Annotated in this window: 16 protein-coding genes; 8 read left to right on the forward strand and 8 right to left on the reverse strand. The window is 65.6% G+C overall.

Annotation, left to right across the window (positions count from 1 at the left end):
• Nucleotides 1-401 precede the first annotated feature (401 nt).
• The 6 genes from AC6I6X_RS04330 (at nucleotide 402) to AC6I6X_RS04355 (ending at nucleotide 7,250) form a co-directional block, all read left to right on the forward strand.
• Nucleotides 402-1,376 carry a PstS family phosphate ABC transporter substrate-binding protein gene (locus tag AC6I6X_RS04330; protein ID WP_497929273.1) on the forward strand — a complete coding sequence of 325 codons (975 nt, stop codon included), beginning with the start codon at nucleotides 402-404 and terminating at the stop codon, nucleotides 1,374-1,376.
• On the forward strand, nucleotides 1,373-2,296 hold the full coding sequence (gene pstC, locus AC6I6X_RS04335) for a phosphate ABC transporter permease subunit PstC (protein ID WP_497929274.1): 924 nt from the start codon (nucleotides 1,373-1,375) through the stop codon (nucleotides 2,294-2,296). Before AC6I6X_RS04330 ends, pstC begins: the two co-directional genes overlap by 4 nt.
• The gene (pstA, locus tag AC6I6X_RS04340; RefSeq protein WP_497929275.1) at nucleotides 2,296-3,186 is read left to right on the forward strand and encodes a phosphate ABC transporter permease PstA; all 891 of its coding nucleotides are present in this window, start codon (nucleotides 2,296-2,298) and stop codon (nucleotides 3,184-3,186) included. Before pstC ends, pstA begins: the two co-directional genes overlap by 1 nt.
• Before the next feature lie 2 nt (nucleotides 3,187-3,188).
• Nucleotides 3,189-4,064 carry a phosphate ABC transporter ATP-binding protein PstB gene (gene pstB / locus AC6I6X_RS04345; RefSeq protein ID WP_497929276.1) on the forward strand — a complete coding sequence of 292 codons (876 nt, stop codon included), beginning with the start codon at nucleotides 3,189-3,191 and terminating at the stop codon, nucleotides 4,062-4,064.
• A 200-nt stretch (nucleotides 4,065-4,264) separates the two neighbouring features.
• Complete coding sequence (gene phoU, locus AC6I6X_RS04350) at nucleotides 4,265-4,936, forward strand: phosphate signaling complex protein PhoU (protein ID WP_497929277.1); 672 nt, start codon at nucleotides 4,265-4,267, stop codon at nucleotides 4,934-4,936.
• 289 nt (nucleotides 4,937-5,225) lie between these two features.
• Nucleotides 5,226-7,250 (forward strand): DUF8593 domain-containing protein, encoded by a 2,025-nt coding sequence (locus AC6I6X_RS04355; protein ID WP_497929278.1) that lies wholly within the window; start codon nucleotides 5,226-5,228, stop codon nucleotides 7,248-7,250.
• Between the two features lie 75 nt (nucleotides 7,251-7,325).
• Here the strand turns inward: AC6I6X_RS04355 and AC6I6X_RS04360 are convergent, their stop codons facing one another.
• The 6 genes from AC6I6X_RS04360 to AC6I6X_RS04385 all read right to left on the reverse strand — a co-directional run bounded on the left by AC6I6X_RS04360 (nucleotide 7,326) and on the right by AC6I6X_RS04385 (nucleotide 13,823).
• A complete protein-coding gene (locus AC6I6X_RS04360) occupies nucleotides 7,326-7,982 on the reverse strand; it encodes a plastocyanin/azurin family copper-binding protein (protein ID WP_497929279.1) in 657 nt (218 codons plus the stop codon).
• A gap of 243 nt (nucleotides 7,983-8,225) precedes the next feature.
• Complete coding sequence (locus AC6I6X_RS04365) at nucleotides 8,226-8,615, reverse strand: DUF8055 family protein (protein WP_497929280.1); 390 nt, start codon at nucleotides 8,613-8,615, stop codon at nucleotides 8,226-8,228.
• 2 nt (nucleotides 8,616-8,617) lie between these two features.
• The gene (locus AC6I6X_RS04370) at nucleotides 8,618-10,291 is read right to left on the reverse strand and encodes an FAD-dependent monooxygenase (protein ID WP_497929281.1); all 1,674 of its coding nucleotides are present in this window, start codon (nucleotides 10,289-10,291) and stop codon (nucleotides 8,618-8,620) included.
• Nucleotides 10,284-11,876: an electron transfer flavoprotein subunit alpha/FixB family protein gene (locus AC6I6X_RS04375; protein WP_497929282.1), complete on the reverse strand. Its 1,593-nt coding sequence runs from the start codon at nucleotides 11,874-11,876 to the stop codon at nucleotides 10,284-10,286. Before AC6I6X_RS04375 ends, AC6I6X_RS04370 begins: the two co-directional genes overlap by 8 nt.
• A 2-nt stretch (nucleotides 11,877-11,878) precedes the next feature.
• Nucleotides 11,879-12,748 carry an electron transfer flavoprotein subunit beta/FixA family protein gene (locus AC6I6X_RS04380; protein ID WP_497929283.1) on the reverse strand — a complete coding sequence of 290 codons (870 nt, stop codon included), beginning with the start codon at nucleotides 12,746-12,748 and terminating at the stop codon, nucleotides 11,879-11,881.
• A 223-nt stretch (nucleotides 12,749-12,971) separates the two neighbouring features.
• Complete coding sequence (locus tag AC6I6X_RS04385; RefSeq protein ID WP_497929284.1) at nucleotides 12,972-13,823, reverse strand: polymer-forming cytoskeletal protein; 852 nt, start codon at nucleotides 13,821-13,823, stop codon at nucleotides 12,972-12,974.
• A gap of 162 nt (nucleotides 13,824-13,985) precedes the next feature.
• Here AC6I6X_RS04385 and AC6I6X_RS04390 point away from each other — a divergent pair, with 162 nt between their 5' ends.
• On the forward strand, nucleotides 13,986-14,183 hold the full coding sequence (locus AC6I6X_RS04390; RefSeq protein WP_250141766.1) for a DUF5800 family protein: 198 nt from the start codon (nucleotides 13,986-13,988) through the stop codon (nucleotides 14,181-14,183).
• Between the two features lie 51 nt (nucleotides 14,184-14,234).
• Here AC6I6X_RS04390 and AC6I6X_RS04395 read toward each other — a convergent pair whose 3' ends face one another.
• Nucleotides 14,235-14,783: a DUF7097 family protein gene (locus tag AC6I6X_RS04395; RefSeq protein ID WP_497929285.1), complete on the reverse strand. Its 549-nt coding sequence runs from the start codon at nucleotides 14,781-14,783 to the stop codon at nucleotides 14,235-14,237.
• A gap of 153 nt (nucleotides 14,784-14,936) precedes the next feature.
• Between AC6I6X_RS04395 and AC6I6X_RS04400 the strand changes: the two genes are divergently transcribed.
• Complete coding sequence (locus tag AC6I6X_RS04400) at nucleotides 14,937-15,299, forward strand: DUF192 domain-containing protein (RefSeq protein WP_497929286.1); 363 nt, start codon at nucleotides 14,937-14,939, stop codon at nucleotides 15,297-15,299.
• 89 nt (nucleotides 15,300-15,388) lie between these two features.
• Here AC6I6X_RS04400 and hpt read toward each other — a convergent pair whose 3' ends face one another.
• Nucleotides 15,389-15,946, reverse strand: coding sequence for a hypoxanthine/guanine phosphoribosyltransferase (gene hpt / locus AC6I6X_RS04405; RefSeq protein ID WP_497929287.1), 558 nt, complete (start codon nucleotides 15,944-15,946; stop codon nucleotides 15,389-15,391).
• Nucleotides 15,947-16,023 lie beyond the last annotated feature (77 nt).

The following is a 16,023-nucleotide window of genomic DNA, read 5'->3' on the forward strand; positions in this document are numbered from 1 at the left end:
CGCCGATAACGGGTTCGAACGGACGGGTATGTAGATCTCGTCGCGGTGCGATCGCGAGTGTCGACGAGTTCGGCCGTTCACTGCGTCGCGAGAGTCGAGACGCGGCCGATCGAACGCGGCGAAACAGCTCGAGCGCACTCACCGGGGCGTCGGCAGGTCGGAGGAACTCGACTTCGGGTCGGCCGCATCTATATATCTTCGGCCCGTCGCTGTCGAAAACTCCGTCCCTGAACGCAGTTCGGATCGCTCCGATCGATCTACGTGCGAGAGAGTGACATACGTATGGCGAAGCGGGCCAGCGCTGCCATCGGTCGTCGGGCTGACATCCTCGCCAGGAATTACATATCTCTATATAGGTCTCATAGTAGTCTACTTATCTACTGTGTGGCTTCGATCGGATGATGTCGAGAGATTCCACGGCGTCACTGTCGACCGGATCAGGTCGGCGTGATTTTCTCGCCGCGGCAAGCGTTGCTCTCTCCGGGGGACTAGCGGGCTGTACCGGAGTCTTCGCCGAAGAGGGCAATCAGGTAAACATCGCGGGAAGCAGCACTGTCTTTCCCGTGACTGAGGCGATCGCCTCCGCGTTCTCAGAAGAACACCCGACCATCAACCTCTCGATGAGTAAAACCGGGACCGGCGGTGGATTCGGGAACTTCTTCTGTGCGGGACGGACCGACATAAACAACGCGAGTCGGGGGATCGCCGACGCGGAGGTCGAACAGTGCGGAAACAACGGCATTACGCCGATCGAATTTCAGGTCGCGACCGACGCGCTGACCGTCGTCGCCAACCCCGATGCAGACTGGTTCGACTGTCTTACCGTCGAACAGCTCCAGGAAATCTGGCGCGCCGACGGTGCCCAGCGCTGGAGTGACATTGACGAGGAGTGGCCCGACGAGGAGTTCGAACTGTACGGCGCCGCGACCACCTCGGGCACGTTCGACTACTTCAACGAGGCAGTTCTCGGAGAGGAGTTGAACCACCGGAGCGACTACTACGCGACCGAGCGCGATCGAACGATCGTTCAGGGGGTCCGCGGTTCGGAGGCCGCGATGGGCTACTTCGGCTTCTCGTACTACAGCGAGAACCCGGACTCGATCAAGGCGATCGAGATCGACGACGGGAGCGGCTGCGTCGAGCCCTCGATCGAGACGGCCAAATCCGGCGAGTACACGCCCCTCTCACGGCCGTTATTCATTTACGTGGCCAAGGAATCGCTCACTGAACCCGCGGTGCAGGACTTCGTCCGCTTCTACATGGAACAGGCCGCGACGGATCTCGTCTCCGAGGTCGGCTACGTGCCGATCACGGAGGAGACGCGCGACGAGAACCTCGACGACCTCGAAACCGCGATCGAGGAGGTGACCGAATGAGCGCTCCTGACTTCTCCCACGACGACATTCGCACGGTACGAGGAACCGCGTTTCGGTACCTCTTCATGCTCTGTGCGCTCCTGTCGATTCTCACGACCGTCGCGATCGTCCTGACGTTGCTCGTCGACGCAGTCGATTTCTTCGCACAGGTCTCGCCCGTCGAGTTCCTCACGGGAACGCGGTGGAGCCCGACGAACGAGCCGATCGCGTTCGGCGTCCTGCCGTTGATTTCGGGGACGCTGACCATCACCATCGGCTCGGCGCTGGTCGCGCTCCCGATCGGGCTGTTGACGGCGATCTATCTCAGCGAGTACGCCTCCGAGCGTCGGCGGGCCTACCTCAAGCCGGCACTCGAGGTGCTGGCGGGCGTCCCGACGGTCGTCTACGGCTACTTCGCGCTCGTCTACGTCACGCCGGCGCTGGACGCGTTCCTGCCGTTGTCGACGTTCAACGCGCTGTCGGCGTCGATCATGGTCGGCATCATGATCATCCCGATGGTCTCCTCGATCAGCGAGGACGCCATGAGCGCAGTGCCGGATTCGCTTCGGCAGGCCAGTTACGGCCTCGGCGCGACGAAGTTCACCGTCTCGACGTCCGTCGTCGTACCGGCGGCGCTGTCGGGAATCTTCTCGTCGTTCATCCTCGCGCTCTCGCGGGCGATCGGCGAGACGATGATCGTCGCGATCGCCGCGGGACAGACGCCCCGGATGGCCGACGTGACCGATCCGGCGGGGTTGTTCCTGGACTCGATCCAGACGATGACCGCCGCGATGGTCCAGATCGGGACGGGCGACATCGTCGGGCAGGGCGTCGCCTACAAGAGCCTCTTCGCGGTCGGACTGACCCTGTTCGTCATCACGTTCGTCATGAACCTGATCAGTGAATTCGTCGCGTCGCGCTATCGGGAGGTGTATCGCTAATGGCAGCCGACACTCGGGACGCACCTGTCGACTCCGGATTCGGCCACATCAGTCGACGGAAAGACGTCGCGTTCCGCCTGCTCGCGCTGGCGGCAACGCTCGTCGGAATCGTCTCGCTCGCCATGTTGCTGGCGAACGTCGCCGTCGACGCCGTGGGCTGGCTCGACTGGGGATTCCTCACGAGCCCACCCCATCCGAACCCGTACGAGGCGGGATTCCTGCCGGCACTGGTCGGCTCCATCGCGATCATGCTGCTGATCGCGCTGATCACGTTCCCGCTCGGCGTCGGCGCTGCGGTCTACCTCGAGGAGTACGCCAGCGACGGCTACCTCACGCGGTTCATCCAGCTCAACATCGCCAACCTCGCAGGCGTCCCCTCGGTCGTGTACGGCCTGCTGGGGCTTGGCCTGTTCATCGGCCTCTTCAACATCGGCTACGGATCGGTGCTGGCGGCGGCGTTTACCGTCGCCCTGCTCATCCTGCCGATCGTGATAATTTCGGCCCAGGAGGCCATCCGGGCGGTACCCGATTCACAGCGGCAGGCGTCCTACGGGATGGGCGCGACGAAGTGGCAAACGATCCGGAACGTCGTGCTGCCGCGAGCCATGCCCGGGATCATGACGGGGACGATCCTCGCGCTGGGGCGAGCGATCGGTGAGACGGCACCGCTGATCATGATCGCTGCCCCGACGACCGTCTTCGGCATCCCCAACAGCCTCCTCAGTAAGGTTAGCGCCATGCCCCTGCAGATCTACAACTGGGCGTCCTACCCCGAAACGGAGTTCCAGTACGGCGTCGTCGCCGCCGGCGTCGTCACACTGCTCGTCGTACTGCTGACGATCAACTCGATCGCGATCCTCATCCGGAACAGATATCAGCGGAGGACCTGACAATGACACAAGAAGCAATGACTTCCTCAGAGGCGGAACAGACCGACGACCAGCAAAGCGGACCGACGCCGGGGACCGACGGCCTCGTCGATCGCGCGAGCGACGACGCCGCCGAGGCGGTCGCCGACCGGACGCTCATCGAGGCCCGCGACCTCGACGTCTACTACGGCGACGACCAGGCCCTGCAGGGAATCGACATGGAGATTCCCGAAAAGCAGGTGACGGCGCTCATCGGGCCGTCGGGCTGTGGGAAGTCGACGTTCCTGCGGTCGATCAACCGGATGAACGACCTCATCGACATCGCTCGCGTCGACGGCGACCTCTACTTCCGCGGGAAGAACGTCTACGACGACGACGTCGATCCCGTCGCGCTCCGGCGCAAGATCGGGATGGTCTTCCAGTCGCCGAACCCCTTCCCCAAGAGCATCTACGACAACGTCGCCTACGGACTGCGCGTCCAGGGGAAAGACGACGACGTCGACGAGAAGGTCCACACCGCCCTCGAGCGGGCCGCGCTGCTCGAGGAGGTCGAGGACCAGCTGGACTCGAGCGGGCTCGACCTCTCCGGCGGTCAGCAACAGCGCCTCTGTATCGCCCGCGCGATCGCGCCCGATCCGGAGGTCATCCTGATGGACGAACCGGCCTCGGCCCTGGACCCCGTCGCGACCTCGAAGATCGAGGACCTCATCGAGGACCTGGCCCAGGAGTACACGGTCGTCATCGTCACCCACAACATGCAGCAGGCGGCACGCATCTCCGACAAGACGGCCGTCTTCCTCACCGGCGGCGAACTCGTCGAGTTCGACGACACCAACAAGATCTTCGAGAACCCCGAGAGCGATCGGGTCGAGGACTACATCACCGGCAAGTTCGGATAACCGATCGTCGACGCGATCGCGTTCCAGTTCCCAGTTCGTTCGTCGCCTATTCCGCACGGGCGGGAACTGTCTGCCGATCGACCAGTTCCGGCCGCGTGATTGCCATCGATCGGGTATCGATCCGCACGTTCGACGATCGTTCGTTGCGAAACGCTACGATGAGCGCAAACTACATCAAGGCTGAACAATAGGGCAGACGTATGGCCAGAAAATCATACCAGGAGAAACTCGCGGAACTGCGCGAGGACGTCCTCTACATGAGCGAGGTCGTCATGGAACGACTTCGGATGGGACTGGACGCACTGGAGCAGAAAGACGAGGACCTCGCACGCGAGGTGATCACGGGCGACAACGAGGTCAACCAGATGTACCTCGACCTCGAGCAGGACTGTATCGACCTGCTGGCGCTCCAGCAGCCCGTCGCGAGCGACCTCCGGTTCATCGCCGCCTCGTTCAAGATCATCACCGACCTGGAGCGGATCGGCGACCTCGCCACCAATCTCGGCGAGTACACGCTCGACTCCCAGCGCAACCTCTTCCCGGACGTCGACGTCCAGGAGATGGGAGACCTGACCCTCGAGATGATCGAAGACGCGATGGACGCTTACGACGCCGAAGACACCGACGCCTGTCGAGAGATCGCCGAACGCGACGACGACCTCGATCACTTCGCCGAACGCGCCAGCGAGATCGTCGTCCGGGACCTCATCGAGCGGGAACTCGAGTCGCCGAACGAGGTCGAACGCCTCCTGCAGGACGTCTCGCGGCTCTTGCTGACGATCCGCGACCTGGAACGCGTCGGCGACCACGCCGTCAACATCGCCGCACGGACGCTCTACATGGTCGAGAACGACGACGAACTCATCTACTGACTCGTCACGACCGCCGCGCCGTTCGACGACCTCTGCGAATCGGTCCCGGCCGCTCACCGGCCGGTTCCTGCTTCTCACCCAGGGGGCGAGATCGAACAGTACAGGACGACGATTCACGTCTCGTTGACGCTCCAGCGCCGACGGAGGCCGATCGCGAGACACCTCCGTTCTCGCCGGCACGCTGACGCCCCTCGTTGCGTAGGATTCTACTGACCAGCCGCTGAGTGGCCGCCCCGGCCCCGCGGGTGCAGGCAGTGGCGGTTTGGGAAGACGTCGCGCTAGGGGGACCATGTCTGCAACGTTCACCGACGGCGACGTCGAGAAGCGGGTCGAGAACGCGAACGGCGAGACGATCGGGACCGTCACGGCGATCGAGGACGACGTCGCGTACGTCGAGCCTCGCTCGGGCGTGATGGATTCGATCAGGGCGACGATCGGCTGGGGCCGGGGCCACGAGGACGCGGTCCCGATCCGGGACCAGGCCGTCGACGAAATAACGGACGAGACGATCCGCCTCGAGATCGAGTCGCTGGACGGGGACGACGCGGCCGTCGACGACGCCGACCGACGCGACTCAGCCGCCGGTCCCGATCGGGGCGGCGAAACTGACGTGGGGGTCGATCGGCCGATCGACGATCCGGGCGACGGTGTATCGCCGGAGACCGCCGACGCCGACGATCGGGACGATCCGACGGCCAGCGTCGACTCCGAACGCCACGGAGGCGGCCCCGAACGTGAGCCAGACGGGACGGACGACGGAGGCGTCGAACCGGCGATGGAGACCGACGCGGAACTTCAGGACGAACTCGATCGCGGGACGAAAATTCAACCGCCGGCGGACCTCGACGAACTCGAGTCGGGGGTCGCAGTCGACGAGAGCGAACCGGGCACGTCGATCGACGAGCCCGCAGAAATAGATGATACAGACGACGTGGAAACGATCGACGAACCGACGCGTCCGGACCCCGGATCGCCGACGGCCGATCGAGACGCGTCGAACACGGACGGCGAGTGGAGCGCCACGGAGGGCCCGGGCGGCGAGGGAGACGACAGCGAGGATCGAACTGCCGATGGCACGTCCGCGCTCGCCGATCGACTGGATCGCGGAACCGATCTGGAAGAGGCTGTCGACGACGAGGGACCCGATGAGGAGTGCCGGGGGACGGCCGCAGCCGAGGACCTCGATACGGGGACCGATCTCGAATCGGTCGCGACGGACGAACGGGGGATGGACGAGGAGTCACCGCGGGATCTGGCAGCCGAACTGAACGACGGACTCGACCTCGAAGCCGCCGCGACGAGCGACGAACGGAACTCGACCGACGGAACGTCGACGGAAGAGATGGACCTGGCCGACGCCATGGGGACCGGTGTCGACGTCGAGGCGGCCGTCGAGCCCACCAGCGAACGGGAGACCGAGATCGGCCCCGACACGCTCGCCGGAGAGACGACCGACGCCGAAGGACGAGTCGAATCCGAGACGGCCGAACAGCCCCACGTCGACGCCGAGGGCGGATCGGAGTCCGACGCGCCGGGTGTGGGGGTCGGCAGTGTGCGACCGGAAACCGGGATCGCGGGGCACACGGCGCTCGACCGCGAGGAAGCGATGGACTGGCCGTCGGGCGCCGTCGGCTCGAAAGCGCGGGTTCCCGACGCCGCAGTCGAAGGTGACGACCCCGCCGATGACGATACCGACGATCGTAGCCGACGGGCCCGACGTAGCGGGTCGTTCCCGGCGGAGACACTGCTCGCCGCACAGCGAACGGCCATGGCGGGATCGACGACGATGTTCGCACAGGGGATCGCGATCCAGCGAGCGCTCTCCGAGGCAACGCTGAGCGCACTCGAAGGGAGTGTGGCGCTCCAGCGATTCGGACTCGATGCCGTACGAGCGGGGACCCGCGCATCACGCCGCGCGGTTGCGGAGCAGACGGAGACGCAGAGGGAAACCAGTGGTGCTCACGGGCGCGGGCGATCGGGGTCCCTGGCATCCGCTGTGTCGGATCTGTGCGCGGCTCACGCGCAGCTACTGGACGTCGTGGAGCAGGAACTCGAAGCCGGTATCGACGCCGTCGACGAACTCGCCGACGACCAGATCGATGCGCTCACGGTCGGTACCGACCTGCTGCTGGCGGCCGATCGAGAACTCCACGACGAAAAAACGGTGAGTCCCGATAGTCGGGACCTCGAACGACTCCTCGATCGAACCCGGGAGGTGTACGCACGACTCGACGAGAAGTTCGAGGTACGCCGTCACGACGCTACCGAAGACCTCCCGGTACAACGCGAGGCGCTCGAACGGCACCTGCAGTAGGACGTCGTGACGGCACGCCGCGAGTGCGACCGTCTCCGCTACTGCGTGCCGCGAGCGATCCGTCGGCGCTCGGAATTATTCGGATTCGTTGTCTTCGGATTCGTTACCGTCGGTTTCGTTGCCGTCGGTTTCGTTGCCGTCGGTTTCGTTGCCGTCGGTCTCGTTACCGTCTTCACCCATGCCGCCGTCACCGCTTTCGACCTCGATCGTGCCGCGCATCGTGCTTTCGTGCGGCCGGCAGACGTACTCGGCCATCTCGCTGGTGATCTCGTCGATCTCGAGGGTCTGGGTCTCGCCTTCTTCCCCCACCTCTTCGGTCGAATAGTCGTCGACGACCTCGTCGTTCTCGTCGACGATCTCGATGTTGTGCATCTGGCCGTCGAGGTTCTCCCACGTGATGTTGTAGGATTCGCCCTCCTGGAGGACGAGCGTCGGGTTCTCCTGGTCGGCGATCTGGTCCGGCGCCTGGCCCATCCAGGCCTGAACTTCGGCACCGAGTTCGATCTCGTCGTCGGGGCTGATCGCCTCGCCGCCTTCTTCACCGTCTTCGGTTTCGTTTCCGTCCCCAGTTTCGTTATCTCCTCCGGCACCGCCGTCTTCTTCGGCACCGCCGTCTTCTTCGTCACCGGGGCCACCGCCACCGTCCGCACAGCCTGCAACGAGCGTCGTTACTGCCGCGGCGCCTGTGAACTGGAGCATCCGTCGTCGGGAAAACTGGTCGTCACGTTCCATACACGCCTGTGAGGGATCGATACCGATAATCAATAACCCGTCACTTGCTTGTTAGTCAAAAGGGCGTATGCTCAGGACCGCTGAAAGGCCGATCGAAGACCGCGAGTGTCGACGCTCGCAGGATCGATTCTGTCGAACCCGAACGTACAGCCCCCGTGAGAATTGCCCGCGTTCTGTAGTACCCACTGAAAGTCAATGCACACCCGACCGCAAAGCTGTCCTGCGATCGGTGTGTACATCGTTTCAGTGGCTACGATATCCGTTCCCGTGACCGTGCGGGCGTTCGGGGACGCAGGTTAACAGTTGGGCCGTGTCGACGACGTTTCGCGTCTCGAGCAGGAGTTCGGCCGCCTCGCGCACGGTAAATTCCGCGTCGAGGGCGACGCCGTGACACCGCGTGTAACACTCGAGCCACCGGTTCATCGCGGCCTCCAGCGCGGCGAACTCCGCCTCGGAGAACGGAACCATCCGACCGCCGGTCCGGGCCTCGACGTAGAGCCAGATGGCTCGACCCGCCCCGTTCCGGAGGTACTCGATCGCGTCGTCGGCCGTCGTGGTGTACGGATCGACGGCCGCCCGGTCGCGCTCGGCCTGGCGGGCGAGCGCGGCGATCCGCGGTCCGTAGCGACTCACGACTACCCCTCGCGATACTCGACGCCCTTGCCGCCGCGGGGGTGTTCCCACTCGGTGTCGGCGACGATCGCGCACGTGCCACACTCGACGCAGGGCTGGGTGTCGAGGCTGACGACGGTCTCTTCGGTGCCGTTCCGTTTCACCTCCTCCGAGCGGTAGCAGCCCCCGCCGTAGTCTTCGGCGCTGACCGGGCAGGCGTAGACCGCGGCGCCGCTGGCGTCGAACGACTCGTCGGTGAGTTCGATGTGGGGATTTCCGACGTCCGTGTCGTAGGTGAGGTCGCCGATGCGTTCCTCGAGCGACGGTGGTTCGACCTCGCTGTCCCAGTGGATCGTCTTCCCGTGTTCCTCGCCGATGATCGCCGGCACGGTGACGTACCCAGTCCGGGTGTCCGGCAGCATCGACACCATGAACGGCGAGTTGTAGGCCCGCTCGAGGACCCGCTTCGCGATCGGGTTGCCGATCGCGACGGAGCCGATCGGCGAGTCGAGCACCGTCTCCACGACGTTCGTGACGGCGTCGCGCTCGCCGACGGTGCGGGCGAGGTCGTACCGACGGGGTCGAAGCTTGTCCATCGTCCCCGAGTCCTCGAGCAACTGGGCGTAGCGCCGGCCGGCCGCGGCCGGATCGGCGCTGCCGCGAGTCGTCGCGAACGCGTCGGCCGCCAGCGCGCCGGCGGTGACGGCGTGGTTCATCCCCTTGATGATCGGCCCCTGGGCCTGCATCTGCCCGGCGGCGTCGCCAACAAGGACGAGTCGATCCTGGTACGGTTCGGGGTGTGCGACCTTCTTCGAGTCCGGCACGAGTTTGGCGGCGTACTCGCGCTCGTGGTACTCGTCGCCGAGCCACTGGGCGAGCACCGGATGCGTCAGCAGAGCGTCCAGTAGCTGGTGGGGTTCGGCCTGCTGTTCGACGAGACTGTCGAGGTGGAAGACGGTCCCGATCGACAGCGAGTCCTCGTTCGTATACAGGAAGCCACCGCCGCGGACGTCCTCGAAGAGGTCGCCGGAGAAGAGGTGGGCCACCCCTTCGTCCTCGTCGATCGAAAACCGATCGTCGACCACGTCCGGGTCCATATCGACGACGGCCTTGACGCCCTGGAACCACTCGTCGGGTTTCTCCCAGTCCATCAGGCCGGCGTCGCGGGCGAGTTCGGAGTTGACCCCGTCGGCCGCGACGATCAGGTCGGCCTCGATCGGGTCGAGTTCGTCGCAGGTGACGCCGACGATCTCGCCGTCTTCTTTAAGGAGACCGTTCACGCGAACGTTCGTCAGCACGCCGCCACCCGTCTCGCTGGTCTTCTCGTGGACCCGTTTCTCGAGCCACGAATCCATCCTGCGGCGGAGGACGGCGTCGCACCAGTCGGTGTCGTGCTCGTGGAGATCCGTCAGGTCGAACGTCTTGACCTTGTTGCCGGCGACGTTGTGGATCCGGTAGTCCGTGACGGGTCGTTCAGCGGCGGCCTCGCGAAAGCCGTCGAAGAGGTCGTCGATCGTGTAGGGAGCCGACCCCTCGGCGTAGATCAACCCGCCGGAGACGTTCTTCGATCCCGCTTCGGTCCCGCGTTCGAGGACGAGCGTCTCGACCCCGTGGTCGGCCAGGCGTGCTGCGGCCGCGGCCCCGCCGGGTCCGCAGCCGACGACGATCGCTTCGTAGTGTTCGTGGTCGTCAGTCATCGTGGTCACCTCCGCCCCCGTCCGCAACTGCCTCGAGTTCGATAGCGCCCGATTCGACGGCCGCGGTGAGGTCGGGAAGCACCTCGAAGAGGTCGCCCTCGACGAAGTAGTCGCTGAAGTCCCTGATGCGCGCGTCGGGATCGGTGTTGATCGCGACGATCGTGTCGGACTCGTCCATGCCGACCTTGTGCTGGACCGCGCCGGAGACGCCGGCCGCGATGTAGAGGTCGGGCGCGACGACCTGTCCGGTCTCGCCGATCTGGCGTTCCTCCTTCGAGTACTCCTCGACGTGGCCCTCGAACTCGTACGAGGAGGTCACGATCCCGCGGGTGATGCCGAGTTCGGCGTCCTCGAAAGCGTCGACGAGGTCGAGTCCGAGTTCCATTCCTCGGGTGGGATCGTCGGCGATGCCGCGGCCGAGACAGACGATCACCTCGTGGCCCGTGAGATCGATTCCCGCCTCGAGTCGATCGTACTCCGTGATCTCGACGCGGAACCAGTCGTCCTCGAGTTCCATGTCGTGTTCGACCACCAGCCCCTCGCGATCGGGGTCGCGCTCGATCGGATCGAAGCTCCCGGGGATGACCGAACACCCCTGCGGGTGGAAGTCCCGTCCGGGGTTGTCCAGACAGAGGATCGTCGAGTACTCGAAGCCGGAGAAGTCCGGCCGCTTCATGTGCAGGACCTTCTCGAAGGTCTTCTTGACGCCGGGTTCGCCGGTTTTCACGGGGTTCGAGACCTCGTTCTCCTCGATGAAGAGGTCCGAACAGTCCGACGCCAGCCCGGAGTCGAGTTCGGCCTGCACCTTCGCCGAGAGGTCCCGGCCGTTGTTCGTCGCCGGGAACAGGATGTAGCGCGGTTCGTCGTAGTCGCGCCAGTCGGTGCTCTCGGCGGTGCCCTCCCCGCGGGCCATGTGTGCCGAAATCTCGGTGTAGGGCTTGTGCAGGAACCGTGCGAGCCGATCGTCGTCGTGGTAGACGGCGACGTCGGACCCGTAGGTGATACACTCCTCGGCCAGTCCCTCGCAGTCCTCGCCCATGAGGAACGCGACGACGCGTTCCTCGTCGCCGTACTCCTCGGCGAACCCGTCCATCAGTTCGCGGGCCTTGCCGAGCATCTCCTTCGAGACGTCGAGCAACTCGCCGCCCTGGGTCTCGCAGAATACCCACATGTCCTCGTAGTGGCCGTCCTCGAGCGCCCGGACGTGTTTCTTGTCCCGCGTAGGATGGGTGAGTCCGTCGTCTTCCTCTCCCTCCTCGTCGGCCTCGTCCGCATCCTCCGCGTCCGTTTCGTCTGCCTCTGCCTCCTCGGCGTCAGCGTCGTCGACCGCCTCGCCGTCGGCCTCCTCGCCGACGTCCTCTTTCGTCTCCTCGTACTCGCCTTCCGTCTCCGTCCCGTCTTCGACGCCGTCGGCGTCGCCGCCGATCGCGTCGAGTCGGTCGCGGACGGCCTCGCGAGCCGTCGTCCGGTCCTGGCCGGCCTGCTCGGCCTCCAGCACCGACTGGAGCGTTTCCTCGTCGTCGATCGTCTCGAGTTCCTCGGTCAGTTCCTCGACCGTGTAGTCGTCGGGATCGATCGCCGTCATGGTCAGTCACCCGCCTCCGCGGCGTACGGTTGCATCTCCTCGAGCACCTGTTCCATCCCGCGCTCGTCGTCGGGATCGATCACCGTGGCCTCGCGCTCCGAGGGCGCTTTCGGGATCGGATCGACGGACGAGACGATCGTCGGCGACCCGTCGAGCCCGATGTAGTCGGGATCGAGGTTCAGGTCCACCTGGCTCCACGTCGTCAGGTGCTCGTCGTGGTCGGCCGCGCGGTCCTGCGTCTCCGCCCGGAGTTGCTTGTGGGTCAGCCGATGGGACGCCTTGCGGTAGGACGGCTCGAACTCGGGATCGGTGACGATCATGCAGGGCATCGGCGCCTCGACCGTCTCGATCTCGTCGACGTCGCCCTCGACGAGCCGTTTCGCACGGACCGTCCGCCCGTCGGGGTCGACGTCCAGCGCGAGGACGTGGGTGACGATCGGCCAGTCCATCGCCCACGCGGTTTGCGGGCCGGTCTGGCCGGTCTCCCCGTCCGCGGACTTGAATCCGGCGAAGACGAGGTCGACGTCGCCGACCTCCTCCTGGTACTTCTCGAGGCCGGCGCTCAGGGTGATCGCCGTCGCCCAGGTGTCCGAGGCGGCGAGTTCCCGATCGGAGAGCAGGTAACTGTCGTCGGCGTAGACCGACTCCATTCCCTCCTGGAGGACCTCGGCGTAGCCCGGCGGCCCCATGCTCATCCCGCTGACGTGGCCGCCGTGGCGAACCCTGGTCTGCAGGGCGGCCTGGTAGGCGAACTCGTCGTTCGGGTTCATTACCGTCGGCGTCTTGCCCCGCTCCAGGTGACCGTCCTCGTCGAACGAGACGGCCCCCTCCGAGAAGTCGGGGACGCCCTTGGTCAGTACGATCGATCGCATGTATACCTCCGTCTCTTCGGTATGGTCTCGCGTATCATGCCCGTTCCGTCCTATCGGAGTTGATACTAATAAGAATGTGGGTGGGAATCACTCGCAGAAAACCGGAATCGAACAGTTCGCCGGACGGCACCGACGAACTCGCGACGAAAACGAGTCGATCGCGCGGAACGAACGGCGTTTAAATTGACTGTCTTCGACCGGCGGGAGAGACGGAGTGCGCAGCTTACTCGACGTCCCGTTCGGTCGTCCCCATCGTGATCTCGCCGTCGGCACGGATCGTACCGTCTACCTCTGCGCCGGGGCCGAGTTCGAGGTCCGCACACGAGACGTCCCCGAGGACGCGGGCGTCGGCCGCGATCGTGACGTCGCCGTCGCGGGTCGTGACGTCGCCGTGGACGCGGGTCTCCTCGCCGACGGTCACGTCGCCGCGGCCCCGGAGGCTGCCGAAGACGTTGCAGTCGGCACCCACGTCGATCGTCTCCGCGCGGACGTTGCCGTGGAGACGGCAGTCGTCCCCGATCGTCGCCGGCGTCGAAACGCGCCAGGCGTCGTCGCCGACCGACGCGTTCCGCGGGATCACGAGCGGTTCGGCGTCGGGGTCGTCCTCGTCGGTGAGTTCGGAGACGAGTTGCTGGGCCGCGTCCTCCTCGCCGATCAGCAGGAGGTGTTTGAGGTAGATGAACAGGAAGACGATCGTCGGCATGGGGTTCCGGATGACGATCCAGCCGTTGGCCTCGAACCCCTCCTCGATCTCGACGTCGTCACCGATGTCCAGATCGCCGGCGACTTTCATCTCGCCGCCGACGTGGACGCGTTCGCCGATGTACGCGTCCTGGCCCACCAGCACGTTGTCGGCGACCTCACACCACATGTCGAGGCGGCAGTCGCCCTCGGCCTCGATGTCGCCGCCGAACTGGACGCCCTCGCCGGCGAGGACGTTCCGGCCGCGCACGCCGAACTCGACGGTCGATCGGCCGCCGACGAGGACGTCACCGTCGGTCTCGAGGGCGACTTCCTTGGCTTCGGTCCCGTCCGGAACGACGAGTTCGTCGAGCGGATCCCTGCTGATGGCCACACTCACATCAAATGAACACACCCACTATTAAACCTCTCGCGTCGTCTGCCGTCCGTCTGACGGCCCTGATCGACAGATTGTAGTCGATCGCTCGGCGGGCGTGTGGATTCGAAGTCGATCGCAGTCGTCTCGTTTTTCACCCACCACCACCTACGACACGCCATGACTACGCTCGCGTTCGACGACGACGGCGTCGACGTCGTCTACGAAGGAACCGAATTTCGCCTCGACCGAGACCTGATCGAGGAGGCGATCGAGAAACCGTACCACGACGTGACCGACCACGAAGTGCTGAAGATCGTCGCCGAACAGCCGAACCTGCAGGGCGAACCGCGGCGAGTCGGCGACATTCTCGACTGATTCGGCGTCGCGGTACCCCGGGATGCTCGCGTCATCCGGTTCGCGAGTGCGTTACTCGCCGTCGGTCTCGCGGCCCCCGGCGTCGCCGTACCGCCGCGCGGCCGACTCGAATCCCGCCTCGTCGAGTTCCCGACTCCGACGGTGTTCGAGCGCGGCGATCGCGTCCGGGTCCGGTGCGGCGTCGTCGGTGATGCGGGCCCAGGAGTTGTGGACCTTCGAATGGCACCACCGACAGAGGTAGACCGTGATCTCGTGGGAGAGCGTGTCGCCGTCGCGTGCGTAGGAGAGGTGGTGTTCCTCGAGGAGCGGCCGTTCGTCCGAGTGCGCCATGCGCTTCGCCTCGAGACCACAGCGAACGCACTCGCGATCGCGGTTCCGGGATCGAAAGTGCGGGCAGTCGGCCCACGTCTCGTCCGTTTCGGGGTCGACGACGGGACAGGCGTAGTCCGCCCGTGCGCGTTCCCGGGCGAACTCGGGGTCGTGCTCGTAGTGGTCGAAGGCGTACCTGCACGTACCCTCGCCCGTCAGGTGATCACAGACGCCGGCGAACGCGTAGGGATCGTCGACGCCGACGGAGGTTCCCTGCGGCGTTTTCTCCATCGCCGCCACGTAGGACTCGCGGACAATTGAATCGCCCGGTGCGTGACCCCGGAGCCGTCCGGAGTGTGAGCCACCTCGCCGGCGGTACCACCGCCGTCCGGGGATCAGCGACCGGTCGGGAGCTTTTTCTCGTCTCCGACCCCACTCGAGCGCGTGCGCCTGGTTCACGACCCGGTCGGGGACGGCGATGAGGCCGTCCTCGCGACGACCATCGACGTCGCGGACTCGCTCTGGAGCCAGACCCGCGGCCTCATGTTCCGCCGATCGCTCCCGGACGAGTACGCGCTGGTCTTCGAGTTCGGCGCGGCCAGGACTCGCGACGTCCACATGCTGTTCGTCCCGTTCCCGATCGACGCGGTCTGGATCGTCGACGACGAGGTCCGGCGCGTCGAGCGGCTGCGACCGTGGCGGGGGTTCGCCCGCGAGGCGGCCGATCGGATCGTCGAACTGCCCGCCGGCGCGGCTGCGAGCGTCGAACCCGGAGATCGACTGCTTCTCGAACGACCGGACTCCTGAGCCGTCTCATACGGTTTACTGTAAGTCATTTCCGGCGCAACCGCCGCCCGGATCGCGGTTGCGCCGGTACATCGTTACAGCAATCCGTATCAGTCGACGATCACCAGTTCGCCGTCGTCGACGCGAACGTCGAGCAGGCTCGTCACTGGCCGATCGAGGTCGTGATCGCCGTCGACCCGCCGGAGGACGACGACGATGTCCTGCAGGTCCGCCCCGCACTCCTCCAGCGCGTCACAGACGGCCTCGATCGTCCCGCCGGAGGAGAGGACGTCGTCGACGAGCACCACGCGGTCGCCGTCGTCGATCCCGTTCAGGTAGAACTCGCTCTCGCCGTAGCCGGTTTTCCCGCGGACGGCGACCTCGTCGGGGAAGCCGTAGGCCCGCTTGCGGACGACGACGAAGGGGACGTCGGCCGCGAGCGAGAGCGCGGTTGCGTGGTGGATCCCCATCGCTTCGGGGGTGACCAGTTTGTCGACCCGGGAGAGATCGACCCGGTCGCGGATGCCGGTCGCGATCGCTCGCAGGACGTCCGGTTCGACGGGCGGAATCCCGTCGGTGACGCCGTGGACGAAGTAGTGATAGCCGTCCCGATCGACGACCGGCGCGTCGCGAAGCGATCGCGCCAGCGGCTCGAGCGTGGAATCCATACTCGAGTCCCGCTACCACGGGCACTGGAAAGGGTGTTCGGGTCGCGCCGGTCGCGACGGCGGGTGGGCAGATGGTA

It is taken from the genome of Halosolutus sp. YCN4, assembly GCF_059736495.1.

Bases quoted from the DNA above. Each gene is read 5' to 3' on its own strand.
- AC6I6X_RS04330 (WP_497929273.1), top strand. From the start codon at position 402: ATGTCGAGAGATTCCACGGCGTCACTGTCGACCGGATCAGGTCGGCGT.
- pstC (WP_497929274.1), top strand. From the start codon at position 1,373: ATGAGCGCTCCTGACTTCTCCCACGACGACATTCGCACGGTACGAGGA.
- pstA (WP_497929275.1), top strand. From the start codon at position 2,296: ATGGCAGCCGACACTCGGGACGCACCTGTCGACTCCGGATTCGGCCAC.
- pstB (WP_497929276.1), top strand. From the start codon at position 3,189: ATGACACAAGAAGCAATGACTTCCTCAGAGGCGGAACAGACCGACGAC.
- phoU (WP_497929277.1), top strand. From the start codon at position 4,265: ATGGCCAGAAAATCATACCAGGAGAAACTCGCGGAACTGCGCGAGGAC.
- AC6I6X_RS04355 (WP_497929278.1), top strand. From the start codon at position 5,226: ATGTCTGCAACGTTCACCGACGGCGACGTCGAGAAGCGGGTCGAGAAC.
- AC6I6X_RS04360 (WP_497929279.1), bottom strand. From the start codon at position 7,982: ATGGAACGTGACGACCAGTTTTCCCGACGACGGATGCTCCAGTTCACA.
- AC6I6X_RS04370 (WP_497929281.1), bottom strand. From the start codon at position 10,291: ATGACTGACGACCACGAACACTACGAAGCGATCGTCGTCGGCTGCGGA.
- AC6I6X_RS04375 (WP_497929282.1), bottom strand. From the start codon at position 11,876: ATGACGGCGATCGATCCCGACGACTACACGGTCGAGGAACTGACCGAG.
- AC6I6X_RS04380 (WP_497929283.1), bottom strand. From the start codon at position 12,748: ATGCGATCGATCGTACTGACCAAGGGCGTCCCCGACTTCTCGGAGGGG.
- AC6I6X_RS04390 (WP_250141766.1), top strand. From the start codon at position 13,986: ATGACTACGCTCGCGTTCGACGACGACGGCGTCGACGTCGTCTACGAA.
- AC6I6X_RS04395 (WP_497929285.1), bottom strand. From the start codon at position 14,783: ATGGAGAAAACGCCGCAGGGAACCTCCGTCGGCGTCGACGATCCCTAC.
- hpt (WP_497929287.1), bottom strand. From the start codon at position 15,946: ATGGATTCCACGCTCGAGCCGCTGGCGCGATCGCTTCGCGACGCGCCG.